28 protein-coding genes and 1 pseudogene are annotated in these 20,688 nt (G+C 57.5%); 12 read left to right on the forward strand and 17 right to left on the reverse strand.

The genetic code is table 11. The features are described from left to right. Positions 1–75 precede the first annotated feature (75 nt). The 6 genes from VDQ28_RS00940 to VDQ28_RS00965 are packed head-to-tail and all read right to left on the reverse strand — an operon-like array spanning position 76 to position 2,291. The gene (locus VDQ28_RS00940) at positions 76–222 is read right to left on the reverse strand and encodes a hypothetical protein (protein ID WP_323034241.1); all 147 of its coding nucleotides are present in this window, start codon (positions 220–222) and stop codon (positions 76–78) included. Further along, the gene (locus tag VDQ28_RS00945) at positions 222–1,349 is read right to left on the reverse strand and encodes a hypothetical protein (RefSeq protein ID WP_323034242.1); all 1,128 of its coding nucleotides are present in this window, start codon (positions 1,347–1,349) and stop codon (positions 222–224) included. Before VDQ28_RS00945 ends, VDQ28_RS00940 begins: the two co-directional genes overlap by 1 nt. Beyond that, positions 1,349–1,576, reverse strand: coding sequence for a DUF4224 domain-containing protein (locus VDQ28_RS00950; RefSeq protein ID WP_323034243.1), 228 nt, complete (start codon positions 1,574–1,576; stop codon positions 1,349–1,351). Before VDQ28_RS00950 ends, VDQ28_RS00945 begins: the two co-directional genes overlap by 1 nt. 14 nt (positions 1,577–1,590) lie before the next feature. Continuing rightward, positions 1,591–1,776: a hypothetical protein gene (locus tag VDQ28_RS00955; RefSeq protein ID WP_323034244.1), complete on the reverse strand. Its 186-nt coding sequence runs from the start codon at positions 1,774–1,776 to the stop codon at positions 1,591–1,593. Between the two features lie 15 nt (positions 1,777–1,791). Beyond that, complete coding sequence (locus VDQ28_RS00960; protein ID WP_323034245.1) at positions 1,792–2,100, reverse strand: hypothetical protein; 309 nt, start codon at positions 2,098–2,100, stop codon at positions 1,792–1,794. Next, the gene (locus tag VDQ28_RS00965; protein WP_323034246.1) at positions 2,097–2,291 is read right to left on the reverse strand and encodes a hypothetical protein; all 195 of its coding nucleotides are present in this window, start codon (positions 2,289–2,291) and stop codon (positions 2,097–2,099) included. Before VDQ28_RS00965 ends, VDQ28_RS00960 begins: the two co-directional genes overlap by 4 nt. 267 nt (positions 2,292–2,558) lie before the next feature. Between VDQ28_RS00965 and VDQ28_RS00970 the strand changes: the two genes are divergently transcribed. After that, positions 2,559–4,136, forward strand: a complete 1,578-nt coding sequence (locus VDQ28_RS00970; protein WP_323034247.1) for a hypothetical protein — start codon at positions 2,559–2,561, stop codon at positions 4,134–4,136. Beyond that, positions 4,127–4,582 (forward strand): annotated as a pseudogene (locus VDQ28_RS22525) (right-handed parallel beta-helix repeat-containing protein); the annotation flags it as partial. The gene VDQ28_RS00970 and the pseudogene VDQ28_RS22525, both read left to right, overlap by 10 nt. A 319-nt stretch (positions 4,583–4,901) precedes the next feature. Here VDQ28_RS22525 and tnpC (VDQ28_RS00975) read toward each other — a convergent pair. From tnpC (VDQ28_RS00975) to tnpA (VDQ28_RS00985), 3 genes are all read right to left on the reverse strand, one after another. Continuing rightward, the gene (tnpC, locus tag VDQ28_RS00975; protein WP_322995367.1) at positions 4,902–6,428 is read right to left on the reverse strand and encodes an IS66 family transposase; all 1,527 of its coding nucleotides are present in this window, start codon (positions 6,426–6,428) and stop codon (positions 4,902–4,904) included. A gap of 206 nt (positions 6,429–6,634) precedes the next feature. Then, the gene (gene tnpB, locus VDQ28_RS00980; RefSeq protein ID WP_323034248.1) at positions 6,635–6,979 is read right to left on the reverse strand and encodes an IS66 family insertion sequence element accessory protein TnpB; all 345 of its coding nucleotides are present in this window, start codon (positions 6,977–6,979) and stop codon (positions 6,635–6,637) included. 11 nt (positions 6,980–6,990) lie between these two features. Beyond that, positions 6,991–7,359 (reverse strand): IS66 family insertion sequence element accessory protein TnpA, encoded by a 369-nt coding sequence (gene tnpA / locus VDQ28_RS00985; protein ID WP_269360395.1) that lies wholly within the window; start codon positions 7,357–7,359, stop codon positions 6,991–6,993. 305 nt (positions 7,360–7,664) lie between these two features. Here tnpA (VDQ28_RS00985) and VDQ28_RS00990 point away from each other — a divergent pair, with 305 nt between their 5' ends. From VDQ28_RS00990 to VDQ28_RS01010, 5 genes are all read left to right on the forward strand, one after another. Further along, on the forward strand, positions 7,665–7,859 hold the full coding sequence (locus VDQ28_RS00990; RefSeq protein WP_322997207.1) for a YqaE/Pmp3 family membrane protein: 195 nt from the start codon (positions 7,665–7,667) through the stop codon (positions 7,857–7,859). A 17-nt stretch (positions 7,860–7,876) separates the two neighbouring features. Beyond that, complete coding sequence (locus tag VDQ28_RS00995; protein WP_323034249.1) at positions 7,877–8,569, forward strand: GNAT family N-acetyltransferase; 693 nt, start codon at positions 7,877–7,879, stop codon at positions 8,567–8,569. 30 nt (positions 8,570–8,599) lie between these two features. Beyond that, positions 8,600–9,481 carry a DNA/RNA non-specific endonuclease gene (locus VDQ28_RS01000; protein WP_323034250.1) on the forward strand — a complete coding sequence of 294 codons (882 nt, stop codon included), beginning with the start codon at positions 8,600–8,602 and terminating at the stop codon, positions 9,479–9,481. A 64-nt stretch (positions 9,482–9,545) separates the two neighbouring features. Further along, positions 9,546–10,943: a H(+)/Cl(-) exchange transporter ClcA gene (gene clcA / locus VDQ28_RS01005; RefSeq protein WP_322997209.1), complete on the forward strand. Its 1,398-nt coding sequence runs from the start codon at positions 9,546–9,548 to the stop codon at positions 10,941–10,943. A 142-nt stretch (positions 10,944–11,085) separates the two neighbouring features. Next, positions 11,086–12,627 carry a M10 family metallopeptidase C-terminal domain-containing protein gene (locus VDQ28_RS01010; protein WP_323012533.1) on the forward strand — a complete coding sequence of 514 codons (1,542 nt, stop codon included), beginning with the start codon at positions 11,086–11,088 and terminating at the stop codon, positions 12,625–12,627. Between the two features lie 360 nt (positions 12,628–12,987). Here the strand turns inward: VDQ28_RS01010 and VDQ28_RS01015 are convergent, their stop codons facing one another. Continuing rightward, entirely contained in the window at positions 12,988–13,287 is a 300-nt protein-coding gene (locus VDQ28_RS01015) for a DUF3077 domain-containing protein (RefSeq protein WP_323034251.1), read from the reverse strand. Positions 13,288–13,462: 175 nt separating this feature from the next. Here VDQ28_RS01015 and VDQ28_RS01020 point away from each other — a divergent pair, with 175 nt between their 5' ends. Continuing rightward, positions 13,463–13,690 carry an Arc family DNA-binding protein gene (locus tag VDQ28_RS01020; RefSeq protein WP_323034252.1) on the forward strand — a complete coding sequence of 76 codons (228 nt, stop codon included), beginning with the start codon at positions 13,463–13,465 and terminating at the stop codon, positions 13,688–13,690. 116 nt (positions 13,691–13,806) lie between these two features. Here VDQ28_RS01020 and VDQ28_RS01025 read toward each other — a convergent pair whose 3' ends face one another. From VDQ28_RS01025 to VDQ28_RS01040, 4 genes are read right to left on the reverse strand one after another with little or no spacing between them, the layout of a single operon-like run. Continuing rightward, positions 13,807–14,073: a hypothetical protein gene (locus VDQ28_RS01025; RefSeq protein ID WP_323034253.1), complete on the reverse strand. Its 267-nt coding sequence runs from the start codon at positions 14,071–14,073 to the stop codon at positions 13,807–13,809. Next, positions 14,054–14,641, reverse strand: a complete 588-nt coding sequence (locus VDQ28_RS01030) for a glycoside hydrolase family 108 protein (RefSeq protein WP_323034254.1) — start codon at positions 14,639–14,641, stop codon at positions 14,054–14,056. The genes VDQ28_RS01025 and VDQ28_RS01030 overlap by 20 nt, the downstream gene beginning before the upstream one ends. Beyond that, positions 14,638–14,901 (reverse strand): phage holin family protein, encoded by a 264-nt coding sequence (locus tag VDQ28_RS01035; RefSeq protein WP_323034255.1) that lies wholly within the window; start codon positions 14,899–14,901, stop codon positions 14,638–14,640. The genes VDQ28_RS01030 and VDQ28_RS01035 overlap by 4 nt, the downstream gene beginning before the upstream one ends. A 4-nt stretch (positions 14,902–14,905) precedes the next feature. After that, positions 14,906–15,322, reverse strand: a complete 417-nt coding sequence (locus tag VDQ28_RS01040) for a putative holin (protein ID WP_323034256.1) — start codon at positions 15,320–15,322, stop codon at positions 14,906–14,908. A gap of 139 nt (positions 15,323–15,461) precedes the next feature. On the opposite strand from VDQ28_RS01040, the gene VDQ28_RS01045 reads away from it, so the two are divergent. Then, the gene (locus VDQ28_RS01045) at positions 15,462–16,376 is read left to right on the forward strand and encodes a hypothetical protein (RefSeq protein WP_323034257.1); all 915 of its coding nucleotides are present in this window, start codon (positions 15,462–15,464) and stop codon (positions 16,374–16,376) included. Here the strand turns inward: VDQ28_RS01045 and VDQ28_RS01050 are convergent. Then, on the reverse strand, positions 16,334–16,819 hold the full coding sequence (locus tag VDQ28_RS01050; protein ID WP_323034258.1) for a tail fiber domain-containing protein: 486 nt from the start codon (positions 16,817–16,819) through the stop codon (positions 16,334–16,336). The two genes, VDQ28_RS01045 and VDQ28_RS01050, sit on opposite strands and share 43 nt — an antisense overlap. 128 nt (positions 16,820–16,947) lie before the next feature. Here VDQ28_RS01050 and tnpA (VDQ28_RS01055) point away from each other — a divergent pair, with 128 nt between their 5' ends. The 3 genes from tnpA (VDQ28_RS01055) (at position 16,948) to tnpC (VDQ28_RS01065) (ending at position 19,405) form a co-directional block, all read left to right on the forward strand. Further along, positions 16,948–17,316 (forward strand): IS66 family insertion sequence element accessory protein TnpA, encoded by a 369-nt coding sequence (tnpA, locus tag VDQ28_RS01055; protein ID WP_269360395.1) that lies wholly within the window; start codon positions 16,948–16,950, stop codon positions 17,314–17,316. Positions 17,317–17,327: 11 nt separating this feature from the next. After that, on the forward strand, positions 17,328–17,672 hold the full coding sequence (gene tnpB, locus VDQ28_RS01060) for an IS66 family insertion sequence element accessory protein TnpB (RefSeq protein WP_323034248.1): 345 nt from the start codon (positions 17,328–17,330) through the stop codon (positions 17,670–17,672). A 206-nt stretch (positions 17,673–17,878) separates the two neighbouring features. After that, complete coding sequence (tnpC, locus tag VDQ28_RS01065; RefSeq protein ID WP_322995367.1) at positions 17,879–19,405, forward strand: IS66 family transposase; 1,527 nt, start codon at positions 17,879–17,881, stop codon at positions 19,403–19,405. Positions 19,406–19,692: 287 nt separating this feature from the next. Here the strand turns inward: tnpC (VDQ28_RS01065) and VDQ28_RS01070 are convergent, their stop codons facing one another. Both VDQ28_RS01070 and VDQ28_RS01075 read right to left on the reverse strand, forming a co-directional pair. Beyond that, complete coding sequence (locus VDQ28_RS01070) at positions 19,693–20,196, reverse strand: GNAT family N-acetyltransferase (protein ID WP_323034259.1); 504 nt, start codon at positions 20,194–20,196, stop codon at positions 19,693–19,695. Further along, positions 20,193–20,688, reverse strand: a 496-nt coding sequence (locus VDQ28_RS01075; protein ID WP_323034260.1) for a DUF1778 domain-containing protein, incomplete at its 5' end; no start/stop codon positions are given. The genes VDQ28_RS01075 and VDQ28_RS01070, both read right to left, overlap by 4 nt.

Genomic DNA, 20,688 nt, shown 5'->3' on the forward strand with positions numbered 1-20,688 from the left:
AGAATGCGGGGGTTCCGAGAGGAACCCCCTTTTGGTTTGTACTATTGAAACGGCTTTGTACTATAGAAAACCGGCTCATGCTAACGGGAATGCTGGGAAAAACGGGCCGCCTGTGATCAGAATCGACGCCAAAAGCAGCAGATAAAGCTTCCAATTATTGCGCACGTTGCGCACTGCTTGGCGCAACTCCCATTTCAATCTGTCTTTACGGTGCTGTTCCATTAACCTATCCCCTTCAGTGGTGTGACTTCTTCCGGCCGGCGTCGGTAGATCGCGTCTGTGGTGCGGGCGTCCGCGTGGGCCAAAAGCGCCCTGGCGTGTTCCAGCGTCTTGGCGTCCGATGCGCACTTGGCCCGTAGGTCGTGTTCGGTGAACGACTCCGACACCTTGGTTTCGGACAAAACGCGCTCTATGAAACGCTGCCACATGCTTTTCCAGCCGTGAACCTTTCCGGTTTCCTCGTCAATATACCCTTGGCCGTACCTGTTACAAAATAAGAACGGCGACAGCGCCGGCCTGACTGACACCGCCATGTCGTACGCCGCCCGTAGTTCGGGCGTCCATTTGTACACGGTGCGCTTGCCGCTGCTGCCTGCAGTCTTGTGCCGCTGCACGTGGATGCCGTCGTCTTTTATGTGCTTGCCCAGTTCCAAGCGCAACAAGTCGGAACGGGCCATGCCGGTCATCAGCTTGATGCGTATGTACGCCTGGATGGCCAGCACGCTGCCTTTCTTGCGGCGCGACGGCATGGCCAGCGCTTCGACCACTTCCCAGTCTTCGACGTAGCGGTCGCGGTGTCCGGTGCCTTCCAGTTCCATTTCGCCTTTGAATGGGTGCTGGTCGAGGTACCCCCAGGCTACGGCCTTGGTGAAGGCGTGCGACAACACTTCTTTTTCCCGCAGCGCAGTAGTTGGCCCGCCCGTAACGCGCTTGCGCTCCTTGCCGGTTTTTTCGTCCGTGACAGTTTCGGTTTTCTTCTTGCTGCGCTGATCCACGTAGCGGTACACCAGCGCCGGCTTTATATCTGTCAGGGGCAGTTCGCCAAACACCGCGCGAAGCTGGCGTATCCATATGGCTTGCTGTTCGTGGGTGCTGACCGCTTTAGTCGGCACGACTTCCAGCGCGTACCGGTCGAGCAATTCGCCGACGGTGCGAACGTTGATCTGGTTTTCCAGTCGGGCGGCCCAGGTCTTGTACGCTTCGGGCAGTGTCTTGCCCAGGCGAAAGGTCTGCTTTCCATCCCACTTGGATTCCAGACCCGGCGGCACTTGGTAGTAGTACGCGTTGTGGGTGAACCGCCAACGGTCGGGTAGGCCCCGGTTTTCTGGATTTCGTTTTCTCGCGGCCATTAGATTGCGCTCCAATCTGGCTCGACTTTCTTGGCGCGCCGGGTCGAGCCCGGTACGGCGCCGAACACCTGACGCACATGCTCACGCAGTACCGCCACGGAATTATCGGCGCGAACCTTGTGTTCAATGCCCATAAAGCGCAGCGCACGTACCTGGGCGTCGCAGCGCGTCCGGTTGGTCAGGCTGACAAGCTCTTGCGGCGTCAGGAACGTGTCGTCGATAGTCATAGCTTACGCTCCTGTTAAGGCAATTTGTACCGGTCACGGCAGAAGCCGCACGCGCCGCCCACCAGTCGGCTGAACCATTCGCCGCAGTATTCGCAGTCGCCCGGCACGCCGGGCGCCAGCTTGGGCGAAGGTCGGGCAGCAATGGCCGCTTCACGGTCGAGTTCTTCGCAGGCTTGCGCCAAGTCGATATCGTCAGCCATGGTTTGCTCCTTTTTCTAAACGCTCGAGTTCGGCTTTTGCATAGAAGATGATCTTCTTAATGTCGCGGGCCTGGGGCTGTGGGCCACTATCCCGTAGCGATAGCAGGCCCGGAATATTTCCCCGACCTGCGCGTTCATGTTGCGGTGGCTGATCAGGTGTTGCAGTTCTGTGGCGCCCTGTGGCAGTTCGTAATAGCTGGCGGTGCTCCCGTCACTGGTAGTGCCTGCGCTGATACCGGCAAGCCGGGTAAGCAAGGCGACGATCTTGTCGTCAGAAAGGCCGGCACTGCGGCAAAGCTGAACGCAAACAGCATCGTGGTTCATAGGGTTTTCCTCCTTTTCATTGCTTCGAGCAACAGGTCTTGCACTTCGCGCTTGGATTCGCGCCGTGCCATAACAATTTCGTCTACCGTGTCTTCGGCGACGATGTGGTAAATGAATACGGGACGGTCGTGCCCGGCCTGCTTCTGGCGCGTGGGGCCGATGCGTTCGACGATCTGCTGGAACTGTTCCAAATCCCACCAGTGTGAAAAGAAGACCAAAATGTTGCCGCCGTCCTGCAGGTTCAGACCGTGGCCGGCACTGGCCGGGTGGGCGAATAGAACGGGTATCTTCCCCTCGTTCCAGTCACGTATCGTCTGCGGGTCTTTGTCCAGGTGGGGTCAGCTAAAGGAAGAACGCAGTAGCTGGGTAACCGTGGCACTTTCGACCCAAACGACCCCAACATTCTGAACCAGGGCGCGCGCGGCTTTTTCAGTCCTGACACCAACACCATCGGCCTGTTGAAAGCGGCTGATCTATCCACGTTCCTGCATGAGTCCGGCCACTTCTTTCTGGAAGTGCAACTGGACATGGCCGCCCAGCTTTCGCACGAAGCCACGGGCTTTACTTTGTACGAAGCCGAACAGCAGATTGTGGCCGACGCCAACGCGCTGTTGCAATGGTTCGGCGTGTCCGACCTTTCGACCTGGTACAACTTGGACTTTGAGGAAAAGCGCAGCTACCACGAACAGTTCGCGCGGGGCTTTGAGGCATATTTGTTCGAGGGCAATGCGCCCAGCATTGAAATGCAAGGCGTGTTTCAGCGGTTCCGCGCGTGGCTGGTGAACGTCTACAAGCAGTTGCGGGCCCTTAACGTCGAACTGTCCGACGAAGTGCGCGACGTCATGGATCGCATGCTGGCCACCGACGACCAAATCAAAGCGGCCGAGTATGGGCGCAGCATGCTGCCTCTGTTCGAATCGGCACAGCAGGCCGGCATGTCGCCCGACGAGTTCGCCGCGTACCAAGCGTTAGGGCAGGATGCCACCGCCGACGCCCAAGCCCAACTATCTGAACGCGGCTTGCGCGATATGAAGTGGTTGAGCAACGCCAAGTCGCGAGCTCTAAAGCGACTGCAAAAGGAAGCCGAAGCGCTGCAGGCCCGTGAGCGCATCGAGGTGCGGCGCGAGATTATGAGCCAGCCGGTGTATCGCGCCTGGCAGTTTCTAACCGGCAAGGTGTCGGCTGACGACCGCGTACGATCGCAGGCCCGGCCCAAGTCTGACCCCGATGTTGTTGATCCGTCGCAGGATTCGCTTTTCGTTGCCATCGCCAAGCTGGGTGGTATTCAGCGCGAACAGGCACAAAGCGAATGGGGCATTGACCTGAAAGAGAAAATCGCGCAGCCGGTGTTCGGTAAGCCCGTACTGCGTAAGACCGACGGTTTGAGCCTGGACGCCATGCGTGAAGCGCTGGGTGAATACGGGTATCTGGATACCGGCCATCAGAATCCGAACTGGGACCCCAACGAATTTGAATGGAAGTTCTTCGATGAACTGGGCGGGTCCCCTACCTACTCTAATCAATTTGATTATGATGCGGCACAATACGAAGAAAGGGCCGGCGAAGGCCTGAACCTTGAAAGCATGGTCGCCGGGCGCTTATCGCGTCCCGAATTGCGCGACATGTACGGCAACGCCGACGGCGCCATCTGGAAAGCCCTGGAAGCAAACCGCATGGTCGTGAACAACGGCCTACACCCTGATTTGGTGGCCGAATTATTCGGCTTCTCGTCGGGCGACGAACTAGTACAGTCACTGGCCCGCGCCCAGCCGCCTGACGTTGAAATCGAAGCATTGACCGACTTGCGTATGCTGGAACGCCACGGCGATTTGGCAACGCCCGACGCGCTGGCACGCGCCGCCGACGCTGCGATACACAACGATTTGCGCGCGCGGGTATCGGCGTGCGTAGTCGCAACAGAATCGTCGTGGCTGGCCCTGACGTGGGGGGTTCCCCCAATATCCCCGTCGCAATTATTGACGGTACTACAAGCCCCCTACTTGCTGGACTGTATTTTCAGCAATACATGCTCCTGAAAGTACAAGATATCAAGTTTCAGAATTGGACTGCTGGCACAGGCTCTTCGGGCCTCCAGATTGACTATCACAGCAATCTGTGGGCGGTAAATGTTCATGCGGATAATTGTGCGTGGGCAGGTATTAACGTAAACAACAGCACAAAGCTGTACGTGACGGGCGGGAAGTTCACCGCCAACAGAAAAGGCATCCGCGTATATGCTAATAGCATGGCGTCCATCGGATACCAGTCTGCTGCAAGCAGGGTTTCATTTTCAGGAAATACCGAAATCGGCGTTGAGGTTCGGGATTCAAGCACTGGGCATGTTGATTACTCAGACTTCACAAATAACATGATTGTCGGCTTGCACGTCTGGAATGGATCGCGTGTAGCCAGTGATTACAGCGATTTTTCCAACAACTTTATTGCAATTCGCTGCGACACATTCAGTACTTGGGATAGCGCCGGCGGAACAACAACTTTCGCAGGAAACGGGAAGAATGAGGTTTATTATTGGTCTGCCCCTTCCGATGCTAAAGATTTTTACTATGATCGCGCAACCGGACGCTTTGTGTGGGGTGCAAACGGTTACGGCACGACTACTGCAAAATTCCATTTCTTCGCCGGTAGTTCTGGCAGTGCGATCCAATCCCACACCAAGGCATTGTTCGAATCGGACTCAAATACGATAGTCTCACTAGCCGCCCCAGCGTCTAATTTTGCAGGGCACTACTACGCGAAACCCGGAAGTTCGTCGGATGGGGGTAAGCGGTGCATCTCCCCCATTATTCCCAGGCGGCGAGATTCATGGCTAAATCTTGGTCATGAGTATTCCACGGCAACAGCGCCTCGATTTCGTCCACTGTTTGGGCCATCGGCAGGTGTTCCAGCACAAAGCGCAGCCACGCATAGGGCTCGCGCCCGTTGGCCTTGGCCGTTTCCAGCAGCGAATACAGTACCGCGCTGGCGTGTGCACCCGCCGGGGTATCCGCAAAAAGCCACGCTTTTCTGCCAATCACAAACGGCCTGATGGCGTTTTCTGCGGGGTTGTTATCGATGGGCAAATCGCCGCACTCGGTATAGCGGATCAGGCGCGGCCAGACCTTGTGCAGATATCCCAACGCTTCGCCCAGCTTGCTCCTGGGCGTGACCCCCGGCAGGGTTTCATCCAACCATGCACGCAGCTTTTGCAGGATCGGCAGGCTGTGGGTCTGGCGCGCCTCGAAGCGCTGCGCATCGCTCGCTGTTTTCAGCTTGGCCTCGATACGATACAGCCGGGCGAACAGATCCAGCGCGTGGTCTGCGCGGGCACTCTTGCCTTTGGGGCTGACCCGTTTGGCTTCGACGAACTTGCGCCGAGCATGGGCTGCGCACGCCAGGTGCTCCACACCGGGCAGGCGCGCCACCGGCGCGTAGCCTTCGTACCCGTCGGTCATCAGGTAACCCTGCCAGCCTTCGAGCAGGCGTACCGGTATCTGCCCCGAACGGCTCGCCTCGTAATCAAACAACACCACCGTGCGCCCCGGCGGCCCGCCGCGCTGCACCCACATATAACTTTTAGAGGTCGGACTTCGCCCTGGTTCTTTCAACACTTGAACCGTGGTTTCATCCATGTGGATGACGGGCGCATCCAGCAAGGTGTCGCGGGCCAGATTGTGCAGCGGCTGCAAGGCCTGGGCGAGCCTGATCATGGCCCGCGTCATGCTCTGGCGTGGGACGTCCACCTGGTGGCGGGCCATCACCTTCTCGAAGCGCGCCAGAGGCAGGCCGTCGACATACTTCACCACCGCCATCATCGCCAGGAACCCGGCGCTGAAGTTGCTGCGCGGCAGGACCTGCGCCGGTGCCGGCTGCTGTACCGGTGCCTGATCGCCCTTGGGGCAGGCGTAGCGCGGGCGCACCGTGCGGATCACGCGGATTTGCATCGGCACGATGTCCAGCTGTTCACTCACGTCTTCGCCGATACGCACCATGGGGGTGCCGCAGGCGCATTGGCGTTCTGCTTCGGGGACATCGACCAGGAACTCGACGCGGGGCAGCTCGGGCGGCAAAGCGCGGCGATGACCGCGCTTGGGGCGAGGCGTGTTGTGCGCGGGCGCGCCCTCGTGTGCGTCTTCGAGATCAGCGGCCTGCTCGGCCAAGGCTTCCACTTCGTTAAACAGCTCGCCCTGGTGCGACTCGCTACTGGGGCCGAACACCTGATGCCGGGCCAAGCGCCATTGCTCAAGGATGCGTTGCACCGCCTCGGCGACCCCTGTGGCGACGCCGGCGGCAATCCCTTCTTGCAGTTTCCTCTCGAACTCGGATTGCATCGCCGAACGCAAGGCGTGAAGGTGGGTTTCGTTCTGCGCCTGCAGCGTGGCCCGTAACTCGGCCAGCGTCTTTTCGCGCTCGGCTTTCAATGCCGCCTGGAAGGCTTCAACCGAGGTCGGCACAGCGCCGATTTCGGGGCTGAGCTCAGGGGGGAAGGATGGGGTGGCTGCAGGGCGATCAGACATGCATAATTATACCAGAATTATCACATAACTGACTGATATTTCAGTGTTTTATGAGGATAATTCGCCCATAAATCAAACCCTTCCAACAGCCACTCCAACTCTTTGGGGGTGAGTGTCACGGTCGCTTGCGCGCCTGGCGCGGGCCAGGCAAAGCGCTCTTTCTCCAGCCGCTTCTGCCAAAGGCAAAAGCCGTTGCGATGCCAATACAGAATCTTGATGCGGTTGCGCTGGCGATTCACGAACACGAATAACGTATCGCCGAAGACATCCAGTTCCAGCTCGCTTTGCACCAGCGCGGCCAGCCCGTCGATCTGCTTGCGAAAGTCCACCGGCACGCAGCACAAGTAGACCTGCCCAATCGCCACTCCCGGGTGCATCAATGCACCTGCTCAGTCAGCGCCTGACGCACCTGCGCCAGCCACTGCGGGCTGGGCAAGCCGGGCAGCTCCAGACGCAGGCCAGCGCCCAGCACCAGTACATGGCGATCCGCCGCGACAGGGTGATCGACAGCGGCGAGCGGACCCACGCTGACCGGCACAAACTGGCGCGCAACCGGCGCAGCCACCGCCTTGACGGGCACCTGAGCCTTCCGCTCCAGGGCTTTGAGGCGCCGGCGCCAATAATACAGGCTTGAGACCGGCAACCCCTCACGCTGCGCGTAGGCCGTGGCGCCAATGCCCTCGCGCGCTATCGCGTCAAGGTGCATTTCCCACCAGGCCTGCCCTGGTCCTCGACTCGTCGACATCCTCGGTTCTCCTGTTTGCTTGCAGAACCGATACGATGCCCCACAGAGCGGGCGCGAACAATCATGGGAAAAATGGAGCGTTTACAGGACATCATCATGCCTGGCGGCAGATGCTCAATCCAATCGGAAGCATACCTTGCCGCCTGCAGCGGCTGATGGCGGTATGGAGGTCAAGAACCGGTTCGATCAAGATAAAACAAAATACCGTCGACATTACGGTAGGAGTGGCCATTGGCGGGGCGGTATCAGCCACCCCGTGAAAGCATCTAAGGTAAAATTTCCTTGTTAAATTTTCTGGAATCACCATGCGACTTCTTATTGCGCTGTTGCTACCTTGGCTTACGTTTTTCACAATCGGACGGCCGTTCGCCGGTATCTTTTGTCTGATCTTGCAAATTACGCTTATCGGTTGGGTGCCTGCGGCTATTTGGGCTGTGTATGCGCTGAGTCAGTACAAGACCGACCAGAAGATTGCCAAGGCATTTGGAAGCCGCAGCTAGGCTTTGAGGCTTGGTGCGTGCTTGATGGCTCGGGCTTGCATTACGGCAAAGGGTTCGGTTTTCTGGGTTTCTATATCGTCGTCCCTGAATGCCGTGGGCGCGGCTATGGTCTGCCCCTGTGGGATCGCGCACTTGAACAATTCGGCACACGAAATATCGGTCTGGATGGCGTCAAGGATCAGCAAGACAATTATCGAAAATCCGGATTCAATCTGGCGTACAGCAATATCCGCTATGTCTGGAATAAGCGTGTACCTGCTGGACCAACAACAACGCCTTGCATCGTTCCTGTCGATCAGGTCCGCATGGATACGCTGACAAGCTATGATCGGCTGTGTTTTTCAGTACCGCGCCCGGATTTTCTAGAAGCCTGGACGCAGCAGCCTGATTCAGTCACGCTAGTGTGGCAAGAAAACGAAGCGATACGTGGCTACGGAGCCATTCGTCAATGCCGCGAAGGGTGGAAGGTCGGCCCCTTATTTGCAGATCATCCAGGCATCGCAGAGCACCTGCTGCTGGCGTTATGTGACGGGCTCCCGGATCAGGGCTCGATCTATCTGGACGTGCCCGAAGTGAATAAGGAAGCGATTCGCTTGGCCACCGGCCTGGGCATGCACGAAGTGTTCGGTACTGCCCGCATGTATAACCGTTATTCTCCCGACATCGCCACGCAGCGTATATTTGGCGTGACCAGCTTTGAATTAGGCTAGCCCAAGCAGAATGGTGTGCACAATCACCGCATGAGTAGAAAGAAGTCGCGCCGCCGCCCAACAAAGCCCAAAAAGAGCGTCCGTAGCCGTAGTCGGGCGTTTTTTGTATCTTTCGCTGTATCGTTTGTCGTCGCCAGTTGCGCGATCAATCCGCAGCTTCTTGATCGGATTCCGATTGGTCCAATCCTGACAGAGATCGGATTGTCCAGCCCGGCACAGAGCCCAGCGCAAGTCGTGGCGACTGGCGCACGGATTCAAACCAGCTTTGGCCAGTGCCGCCAGTTCTTCCCAGGCAAGCAGCCGCCGAGCGTGCCGTCCGGCCCGGCGCTGCGAGAGCTTTGCTACGATGCCTTCGCCATTCTGTATAGCGGTCGGACGAAAACGTCGGTATTTGTTGCCCAAGGCCTGAATAGGGGGATGCTCCAGCAGGCCCAGGGCATCAGCCGAACGGATCGGTTTTTTGCGGACGCACGCCTGCCGCGATCCGAGCGCGCAGAGCTTGATGACTACCGAGGTTCCGGCTACGACCGGGGCCACATGGCGCCAGCCGGTGACATGCATACTAATGAGGCGATGGCGCAGAGTTTCAGCCTGGCCAACATCGTGCCGCAGGACGCCCAGCACAACAGGGAAGCATGGAGTCAGATCGAGGCAGACACGCGCAAGTACGTCATGCGGGCCAGGGGCAATGTCTATGTGTTCACCGGGCCTCTTTATATCGGCCAGCCGCAAACCATTGGGGCAGGGCGCGTGGCCGTGCCGACGCATCTATTCAAGCTGGTCTACGATGCGACGACAGGTCGATCATGGGTGCATTGGCATACCAATAGTCAGAATACGAAGGTCGGGCCGCCGATCAGCTATGAGGAGTTTGTGCGCAGGACGGGGCTGCAGTTGCTGGAGACTGCCTGAGTATCAGCGCAAGCGAGACGCCAGCAGTTAACATACATCACCATCCACCCGCTGCCCGATTCTCATGCCCCAGCCCCCCCATGTTTCGCCTTCAAATCAGCGTTTCCGTCTTCAGCATTTGCTGAAACTACGGGAAACGCAGATGGTTTCGTTGAGGATTTTGCTGCTGGCGGCGCTAGTGGGGACTTTAGCCGGGCTGGTGGGAGCCTTGTTCCAGCGTGGGACGGCTTGGATTTTCAGTGCCAGGCCTGCTTTCATTACTCAGCATCTGAGCGGCAGTTGGTTGCTGATTCCGGCTTTGTTTGCGCTGTCGGCCCTGCTGGCCATGCTGGCCTATTATCTTGTGCATCGTTTTGCGCCAGAGACCAGTGGTTCGGGTGTGCCAGAGATCGAGGGGGCTGTGCAGGATTTGCGTCCCACGCGGTGGCGTCGTGTGCTGCCGGTGAAATTCATCGGTGGCCTGGGTTCTCTGGGGTCCGGCTTGGTGCTGGGGCGGGAGGGCCCTACGATTCAAATGGGCGCGAACCTGGGGCAGATGATCACCGAGAAATTCAAGGTTCACGATGGTGATTCGCGGCATATCTTGTTGCTGGCTGGGGCGGCAGGCGGGCTGGCAGCGGCGTTCAATGCGCCCCTGGCCGGGATTTTGTTTGTCATCGAGGAAATGCGCCCGCAGTTCAAATATAATCTGATCTCCATTAAAGCCGTGGTGCTGGGGTCGGTCTGCGCCACGATCATGATGCGTTTGCTAAATGGCCAGGCTGCAATTTTGCAGGTGGGGCAGTTTTCCACGGCGCCGCTGAAGACTTTATGGCTGTATCTGGTGCTGGGCTTGTGCATAGGGGTGGCAGGGATTGCATTCAATCGCTGCCTGCTGTTCTTGCAGGATGTTTTCCAGCGTTTTTACCAGGGTAAATGCTTGCGGTTTGTCCTGACTGGCGGACTGCTTGGCGGGGTCTTTGGTGTGGTGGGCCTGTATATGCCGGCCATTGTTGGTGAAGGCTACGATGTGATCCATCAGACCATGGCGGGTGGTGTGGCCTTGCCCATGCTGGCTTTGTTTTTTGTGCTGCGGTTTTTTACCTCGACGCTCAGCTTCAGTTCGCGTGCGCCTGGCGGTATTTTCTCGCCCTTGTTGGCGCTGGGCACTTTGTTTGGCGGGGCATTCGGTTACGTGGCGCTGGATTGGTTTCCCGGCTATGGTCTTGAAGTCGGTGCCTTTGGGATTGCCGGGATGGGGGCCTTATTTGCAGCTACCGTGCGTGCGCCCATTACGGGGATTTTGCTGGTGTTGGAGATGACCGATAACTATCAACTGATCCTGCCCATGATTATTACCTGCCTGGGGGCGACGATAGTGGCCCAGTACCTGGGAGGGCGGCCCTTGTATACGGTGTTGCTGGAAAAAACGCTGGCAGCCAGCGCGCGCGACAAAGCCGCTGAAACGGGTGCTAGTGCATGATGTTTCTGCGCTATCCTGCAGACCATCGGGGTCGCGTCATGCAGCAAGGTTTTCCCCGCCTGAAGATAATGTTTGCCTGTAGAATTAGCGTCTAATAACCGCAATGACAACAACGTTATATATTTGCCAAAGGAGCACAGATATGGCCCTCCCGCAATGGACTGACCAGCAGGTCTTCAATCAGATGAACTCTGGCAGCACTTGGAACAATCAGGTCATTACCTATGCGTTTCCACAATTGGCCAGCCAATTCGGGCCGGATCTTGCCGACGAAGCAGCTGGGTTTTCGCCGATCAATGCCGCCCAGTTGCCCCTGGTCAACTTAAGCATGATGCTTTGGGATGACTTGATTGCGCCCCATATCATGCAGGGGTCTGTGCAGGCCGCCAATATTGCAGTCAGCAATACATCCAATACAGACGGCTACGCTTTTGCCCTTTATCCGAAGGATGGCGGCAGCGTCTGGTTTTCATCTAAGTACGAAAATCTTCAGGCACCTAAGGTCGGGGAAGACAGTTTCATCACCTTTGTCCACGAAGTCGGTCATGCCCTGGGTCTGAATCATATGGGGGATTACAACGGCGAAGACAATGATGGCCCGTCGTCCTATCAGGATAGCGATCTTCTGTCGATCATGTCGTACTACGGTCCCGGCATGAACGATGGTGAAGGCCAGGTTGCCTGGGGCAATTGGTTGGGGCATTCCGCCCAGACCCCCATGTTGAATGACATCATGGTGATTCAGGAGTTATATGGCGCCGATGTGACGACCCGGGCGGAAAATACCGTTTATGGTTTTGGTTCCAATATTCAGGGGCCCACCGCCCAGATCTACGATTTTTCCATCAACCAGCACCCCATTCTGACGATTTATGATGCGAGCGGAAACGACACCTTGAATCTTAGCGGCTGGGGCACCGACGGCATGGTGGATCTGCGGCCCGGCCATTATTCCTCGGTAAATGGCATGACGCAGAATCTTGCCATCGCCTATGGAACCATCATCGAAAACGCCATCACGGGCGCCGGTCATGATGTCTTGCGGGGCAATGCGGCCAATAATTACCTGGATGGCGGCGCGGGCTGGGATAATGCTTTATTCCTGGGCAGCTATGCGGACTACGGCCTGCGCTATGACGTCTTAAGCCGCGAGTATACGGTTCAGGATACGGTGGCAGACCGTGATGGCACGGATACCTTGCTGAATATCGAAGTCGCCGACTTCAGTGATTTTGGGGGGAATCTCAACGATCTGACCCCGGCGGTGCACCGTTTTTATAATACTGAACTGAATGCCCATTTCTATACGTCCAATAACGACGAGGCCTCGGCTGTAGCTCAGACGGGTGGCTTTCAGTACGAGGGCACAAGCTTCGAGCGTAGCGTCAACGGGGCGGATACCGTGTCTGTGCAGCGGTTCTTCAATGTAGATACTGGCGACCATTTTTATACAGCGGGTCCTGCAGAAGCGGATCATCTGCGTGAAGCTGGCGGTGCATGGCAATACGAGGGCGTTGCTTTCAAGGCCTATGCAACTAAGGTCGACGGTACGACGGAACTCTATCGCTTTGTCAATAAAGAGTCAGGTACGCACTTCTATACCGTCGATATAGCTGAGATGGACGCAGTCATGTTAAGTGGTTATTTCAACTATGAAGGCGTAGCCTTCTATGTGACTGCTTGATTCCAACTACCGCAGGTAATCAGAGAAAAACGGGCATTCTGGCAACAGAGCCCGTTTTTTTATGGGCGTATCGAGGCCATGTGGCAAGGGGAGACTCGTCACTATGCTGGCTTGCAGTCGCTAAAGCAATTCGACCTAGTAAGAAAAAAGCCTGCAAACAAAGTTTGCAGGCTTTTTAATATGGCGCGGCTGGCAGGATTCGAACCCACGACCCCTTGGTTCGTAGCCAGAGTTTCTAAGCGTCGATTTACCCAATTAAATCATTATGTTAGGTCGCGGGGTTTGTACTATTGTTTGGGCGGTACAACCGTCCTAAACGCTTGATTTCATTAAGGCGGTCGGCGTTCAATAGTACAGATTTTAGGCCGTTTCGTCGTTGGCACAGGGCCCGCCAATCGTCGATTCAATGACGGCGTTGGCGCATTCAACCAAGTGCATGACCGCCCACAGAGCGTGCACCATCAGACCGGCTTCACCATCGGCTCCCTGGCGGGCGACATGGTACGCGGCATCGAGCAAGTTGCCGGCATGCTCAAGGGCCGCTTCAGTGGGTGCGCCAGCGCGCACCATGAGCAGCGGCTGGCCACTACCGGGGCAAGGATGAAACGGGCGGGAAACGGTTTGGTTGTCGGGCAGTGGGGCTGCCAGATATTGATGCACAGCGAACTCCTTTTTCAGCGAATGTATCTAAATTTTCAAGGCTTCGAGCAGGAAGCAACCCTACTCTACGCCTTTCGCTGCAACGGGGAACGGCAGAATACCGGCAGAAACACACCCATATACCATTATTTTAATGGTATTTAAATGTGACAGAATCGCGGGTATGCTCCCGCGCATGAATCAGAATAAGCCAGGACGCCCCCGCGTTGAGAATCCCACTAAGAAAGAGAAGGTAGACTTGCGCCTGCCCGAAGGCATGCGCGAGCGCTTGCAGGAATGCGCCGACCGTGACGGTCGTTCTATGAACCAACAGATCGTCCACTATATCGAAGCCGGAATAAACGGAATCGACGCCACCACGCTGGCCCAAGCGGTGCTTGATATCCGTGCGCGCTTTAGTTAGGGCACAGGCGCTTTACGGTTTCGTTATTTTCCAGAATCTGCCGACGCACGCCGGGCGGCGTCACGTCCACGTCAGCCACCGAATCAAAGTAGATGGGCTTGGCGATATCGCAGTAGTTAACCGCCGGACTTGTCGTTGCGCACCCAGTCAGATTTAAGCTTATCAGCGACAGGATCGTCGCCCATCGAATCGACCGTATCAGCCACATGGCGTGCTTCCTTCCGGGCGGCCGCCGCCCGCTGGTTCATTTCGCGTTCCACGTCGGCGCGGCCCGCCGACTTGCCGGACTGTCGCAGGGCGATCAGGCCGGCCGCCAAAGCACTGGCTAGAACCACGTAACTCCAAACTTTGCCCCACAGGGCTTTAAGCGTCGTCAGCAGCATAGTTAAGATTCCCCGCCACCCGCCTGGCCCAGCCGCGCCCGAAGGACGGCCAGGTGGACAGGTTGGTGTAGAAGGTCAGGCGCGCCGCGTTGAAGCGGGCAAGCACGTCGGTGACGGTCATAGCTTTGACCGCCTGCAGGGTTACCGGCCCTACAGCGCCGTCATCAGCAACACCAACCGCCCGTTGCAGAAACCTGATGGCGTTGCCGATGCCGTGGTTCACCGCCGCGTCGAACACCTGGAAGGCGATAGCGCCGTCGAACTCGTCGCATCGTGCCCGCATCCAGTAGGCGTCGTAGTAGATATCTTTGGCAAGATCGCGTGTCAGGTCGCGCATGCTGCCCGTATACCCGGCTTCCCGCGCTGTGCGCTTGGTGATGCCCCAGTTGGTTTCCCCTCCCGGGTCGTCGGGGTGGTTCACGTACCCGCCCTCATGGCCGATAAGGCGCTCGAAGGCGTCAGAGAAAGGAACCGTGGATCCAGGGGCGGGTGGTGCGACCGTCGCCGCGGCGCTGGGCTGGGCGGCAGAGGCCGGGGCGAAAAGGCGGCGTAAGAATTCGGCGATCATGCTACTGTCCTCACCACCGACGCGACGTTGCCCCGGGCCCGCAGGACAAGCAACGCCACGACGGAAGAAAACCCGGCCTGCCAGATCGTTACCGGACTGCCGTTTATCAGCACATCGATAACCTGCCCGCCGGAACACACAATCAGCGCGTAGGCCAGGATAGACATTACCGGACGGTAGCGGGCCCCGTGGCGTTGGTAGCAGATCAGTCGGGCCGCAGTCAGTACGTTGGCCACCACGACAATTAGGGCGATCAACATGGCGTTACCCCCTTTTCCAGAAGCTGGCGAAATCAAACGATTTGATTTTCTCGATGCCCGCCAGCGCCGTAGTGACAGCCAAGGCCGAGGCAGCGAAAGCGGCTATGGTGAAGCTTTGCAAACCGGACAGCCGCATAACTTCCGGCGCAGCCAGATACCCTATGATGAAAGACACAAGCATGTAGACCAGCCGTTTCACAACGGTAGTGTCCTTCGCGTGCAGGGCGAACACCACGGCACCAGCAAAAGCACCAATCAAGGCGTCGCCATTCACGCCGGGGAGGAGAGACGTGACGGCAACCGCACCCATTGCTACGCCTGCAGATACCGCGCTAGAAGTTGGTTCCATTATTTTTTTACCCCAAGGGTTAAAGTTGGATTCACGAACGGCGGTGATGATTGCGACAGCGGCATCAGGCACCTCCCGGCTGCAGCAGTTCCTCTTTGCGACCCGACCCCATGCTATGCACGTAGGTCAGCCTAAAGATGTAAGATCCAGCTTTGCTTGCTTGGACCGCTGCGTGCGGATAAGCCATACCGTTACGAATGAAAGGTAATAAATGATCGAACCGAGCTATCAAAGATGGGGCTCTAGCGTCACCAGATATCAAGGCATCGATGAATTTTTTGCAACAGACTCTCTTGAGCTTGGCGTGCACTCGATCGCTATTGATCAGTCTATTGTTGATTTCTATCTTCGCCCCAAAGTCTCTGGCACGCTGCTTGTTGTTTTTGGCGGTGCCGCACAACGAAGTACGGAGAATTTGCCCCCGTTCTTCTCTGGGCTGGGGATCGCAGAAGGAATAGACTGCACGGTCGTCGCCTTTAATGATCCAAGTTATTATTTGGCCCCGGACATTAATATTGCGTGGTATGCGGGCAATTTGCATCTTGCTCTGCAAGACATACTCCCTCGGATAATTGAAAGGATAAAAGCCACCACTGGAGCAAGCCGGGTAATCATGGCCGGTGGTTCTGCCGGAGGATTCGCAAGTCTCTTTTACGCTACCAAGGTGCCCGCGCTTGCCGTCGTTTTCAACCCGCAAACCAACATCGCACGCTACAACCCTGAACATACTCAAAGATTCGCACAGGTTTGTTTTGGCTGGCAGGGCGGCAATCTTGAAGACGCGTTTGAGGGCATCGTATTTGATCTTGCAGAGCATTTTTCTCAATATCGCCCACCCGTTGTCTACATGCAAAATGTTAGTGACTGGCACGTCAAACCGCACACCGTTCCGTTTATTGGAAATTACGGATTGGAATGGACGGGTAAAAGCCAGCTTGCGGACGGCCTCTATCTGCATGTCGGCGATTGGGGACGCGGGCACATTCCGCCTCCCCGAGAATATACAGCTAGAGTGTTGAAAGAACTTTCCACAGTGCCAGGCTCTTGGGATGAGGCTGTCGCCAACGCGGGGAACATACTGGCTCATGAGGACGCGCCTAAAATGAATACGATAAGCTCGTCATAGCGTATGCCGTAACGGTTGCCGGCTTGTCGGAGTGGTTCGAGAATGTTGCCTTCGCTGTCTTTTACCTCTGAATGCTCGCTCCACTCGTCGTAACAGAAAAGCCCGTAATCGTGAGCATCGAGCCCTTCTGATGTAAAGGCATCAGCCACTTCCTGGGCCATCACCCCAAAATGCCAACGGGCATTTTTTCCTTTCTCTTCGACGGATTTATTCCACTTGAACGCCCTGACAAGGGATTTGAGCCTGACAGCAACCGCGCGCTCTTTGTCAGACAAGGGGTGCTGTTGCTGTTTTTCCCGTATGTCTGACGTGTTGATCGTGCCACTACCAGCGTAAAGTTGTGACCATCGAAAAGCCCCGCTTCCTAATGCGCGCGCGTTATCTGTCAGTGGCGTCAGGGTGGCGAGTGAAAAGCGATACTCTTCAGTCCCGGCAAGGGTCATTCGAAATGAGCCGTCAGGGAAGTTGTATATCAAGCCCCCATCCGTAAACGCTCCATTTTTCCCATGATTGTTCGCGCCCGCTCTGTGGGGCATCGTATCGGTTCTGCAAGCAAACAGGAGAACCGAGGATGTCGACGAGTCGAGGACCAGGGCAGGCCTGGTGGGAAATGCACCTTGACGCGATAGCGCGCGAGGGCATTGGCGCCACGGCCTACGCGCAGCGTGAGGGGTTGCCGGTCTCAAGCCTGTATTATTGGCGCCGGCGCCTCAAAGCCCTGGAGCGGAAGGCTCAGGTGCCCGTCAAGGCGGTGGCTGCGCCGGTTGCGCGCCAGTTTGTGCCGGTCAGCGTGGGCCCGCTCGCCGCTGTCGATCACCCTGTCGCGGCGGATCGCCATGTACTGGTGCTGGGCGCTGGCCTGCGTCTGGAGCTGCCCGGCTTGCCCAGCCCGCAGTGGCTGGCGCAGGTGCGTCAGGCGCTGACTGAGCAGGTGCATTGATGCACCCGGGAGTGGCGATTGGGCAGGTCTACTTGTGCTGCGTGCCGGTGGACTTTCGCAAGCAGATCGACGGGCTGGCCGCGCTGGTGCAAAGCGAGCTGGAACTGGATGTCTTCGGCGATACGTTATTCGTGTTCGTGAATCGCCAGCGCAACCGCATCAAGATTCTGTATTGGCATCGCAACGGCTTTTGCCTTTGGCAGAAGCGGCTGGAGAAAGAGCGCTTTGCCTGGCCCGCGCCAGGCGCGCAAGCGACCGTGACACTCACCCCCAAAGAGTTGGAGTGGCTGTTGGAAGGGTTTGATTTATGGGCGAATTATCCTCATAAAACACTGAAATATCAGTCAGTTATGTGATAATTCTGGTATAATTATGCATGTCTGATCGCCCTGCAGCCACCCCATCCTTCCCCCCTGAGCTCAGCCCCGAAATCGGCGCTGTGCCGACCTCGGTTGAAGCCTTCCAGGCGGCATTGAAAGCCGAGCGCGAAAAGACGCTGGCCGAGTTACGGGCCACGCTGCAGGCGCAGAACGAAACCCACCTTCACGCCTTGCGTTCGGCGATGCAATCCGAGTTCGAGAGGAAACTGCAAGAAGGGATTGCCGCCGGCGTCGCCACAGGGGTCGCCGAGGCGGTGCAACGCATCCTTGAGCAATGGCGCTTGGCCCGGCATCAGGTGTTCGGCCCCAGTAGCGAGTCGCACCAGGGCGAGCTGTTTAACGAAGTGGAAGCCTTGGCCGAGCAGGCCGCTGATCTCGAAGACGCACACGAGGGCGCGCCCGCGCACAACACGCCTCGCCCCAAGCGCGGTCATCGCCGCGCTTTGCCGCCCGAGCTGCCCCGCGTCGAGTTCCTGGTCGATGTCCCCGAAGCAGAACGCCAATGCGCCTGCGGCACCCCCATGGTGCGTATCGGCGAAGACGTGAGTGAACAGCTGGACATCGTGCCGATGCAAATCCGCGTGATCCGCACGGTGCGCCCGCGCTACGCCTGCCCCAAGGGCGATCAGGCACCGGTACAGCAGCCGGCACCGGCGCAGGTCCTGCCGCGCAGCAACTTCAGCGCCGGGTTCCTGGCGATGATGGCGGTGGTGAAGTATGTCGACGGCCTGCCTCTGGCGCGCTTCGAGAAGGTGATGGCCCGCCACCAGGTGGACGTCCCACGCCAGAGCATGACGCGGGCCATGATCAGGCTCGCCCAGGCCTTGCAGCCGCTGCACAATCTGGCCCGCGACACCTTGCTGGATGCGCCCGTCATCCACATGGATGAAACCACGGTTCAAGTGTTGAAAGAACCAGGGCGAAGTCCGACCTCTAAAAGTTATATGTGGGTGCAGCGCGGCGGGCCGCCGGGGCGCACGGTGGTGTTGTTTGATTACGAGGCGAGCCGTTCGGGGCAGATACCGGTACGCCTGCTCGAAGGCTGGCAGGGTTACCTGATGACCGACGGGTACGAAGGCTACGCGCCGGTGGCGCGCCTGCCCGGTGTGGAGCACCTGGCGTGCGCAGCCCATGCTCGGCGCAAGTTCGTCGAAGCCAAACGGGTCAGCCCCAAAGGCAAGAGTGCCCGCGCAGACCACGCGCTGGATCTGTTCGCCCGGCTGTATCGTATCGAGGCCAAGCTGAAAACAGCGAGCGATGCGCAGCGCTTCGAGGCGCGCCAGACCCACAGCCTGCCGATCCTGCAAAAGCTGCGTGCATGGTTGGATGAAACCCTGCCGGGGGTCACGCCCAGGAGCAAGCTGGGCGAAGCGTTGGGATATCTGCACAAGGTCTGGCCGCGCCTGATCCGCTATACCGAGTGCGGCGATTTGCCCATCGATAACAACCCCGCAGAAAACGCCATCAGGCCGTTTGTGATTGGCAGAAAAGCGTGGCTTTTTGCGGATACCCCGGCGGGTGCACACGCCAGCGCGGTACTGTATTCGCTGCTGGAAACGGCCAAGGCCAACGGGCGCGAGCCCTATGCGTGGCTGCGCTTTGTGCTGGAACACCTGCCGATGGCCCAAACAGTGGACGAAATCGAGGCGCTGTTGCCGTGGAATACTCATGACCAAGATTTAGCCATGAATCTCGCCGCCTGGGAATAATGGGGGAGATGCACCGCTTACGATGTCCTGCGTTGACACTTGCTTGACACCCAAGCCGCAAACAACAAAAAAGCCACCGCATCGGGTGGCTTCAATGTCCTGATTGAACAGGGAAAATCTGGTGGCGCATCAGGGAATCAAACCCCGGACCCGCGGATTATGATTCAGCTTGATTGTGTATCATTGGCGTTGATTCATTTTTTAAATCAACTGGTTAGATTACTTATCCGTCGCTATGGATGCGCTATTTTTTGCTATACAGTTGACGCTTTTTTGACACTGAAATACTACTTTGAAGAAAGCCGAACAGTTGCCAGCGACAGAAACAGGGTCAGCGGTGAATCAGGCAAATCAATGAAGCCATGGTGTCGATAAAAGGCTGAAGCCGCATCGTCCTTGGCATCCACCGTCATGGCAAAGGCGGCAATCTCAGCGCGGGCAGCACGATCAAGCGCATCAGCCAGGAGCGCACCACCGAGTCCCTGTCCCTTGAACGCCTGATCAACGGCTAGGCGGCCCATGCGAACCGCTGGCACAGTCGGATAGCGCGGCAGTTTTTTGCCGATATTGGCGGGAAGATCAGTCAGCAAAACACTTGATGAAGCCAGGGTGTAGTAGCCTGCAATGCGTTGCTCATCAGTCAATGCGACATAGCAAGCAGCAACACGGCGGCGAACATCCTGTGTGGCCTGCGTCTGCAAGTAGCGGTTTAAGGGTTCTGAATCACTATTGAATGCAGCGCGGTCGTGCGTGCTATCCAACAAGGCAAGCCGGAACGACGTACTGCTCATTCAGCACTCAGGAGTTTGCTGCGGCGAGCAAAAGCACGCTTCAAGGCGGGTGTTTGCTTAGGTGGTGACAACAGCGCCTGTGCAAAGCACTCCTGATCGGCCATCGACAAACGGATAACCCCAGCCTGCTCAATGGCGCGTTGTGCGGCGTCCTGGACGGCGGTGACCACGAAGTCAGTCATAGTACGCCCCTGAAGCTCAGCGGCGCGTTTGAGCATCGAATGCAGGTCAGTGCTGATTCGAGCTTCGAGACGGGCGGTAGAGATGGCTACAGGCATGATGATGTCCTCCATGAGAAAATGGTACGGCAATTTGCCGGATGAATCAAGTGATCTGATCGGCGGCGCCACCGTCGAGCACTGGTACCAGCCATTCGTCGCACAGCGCGTCTCCGAGCTGTCAGGAAAATCCTGCGTTGACACTTGGTTGACACCCAAGTAGCAAACAACAAAAAAGCCACCGCAGCGGGTGGCTTCAATGTCCTGATTGAAC

The organism is Pararhodobacter sp. (assembly GCF_034676545.1).
Lineage (GTDB): Bacteria > Pseudomonadota > Alphaproteobacteria > Rhodobacterales > Rhodobacteraceae > Pararhodobacter.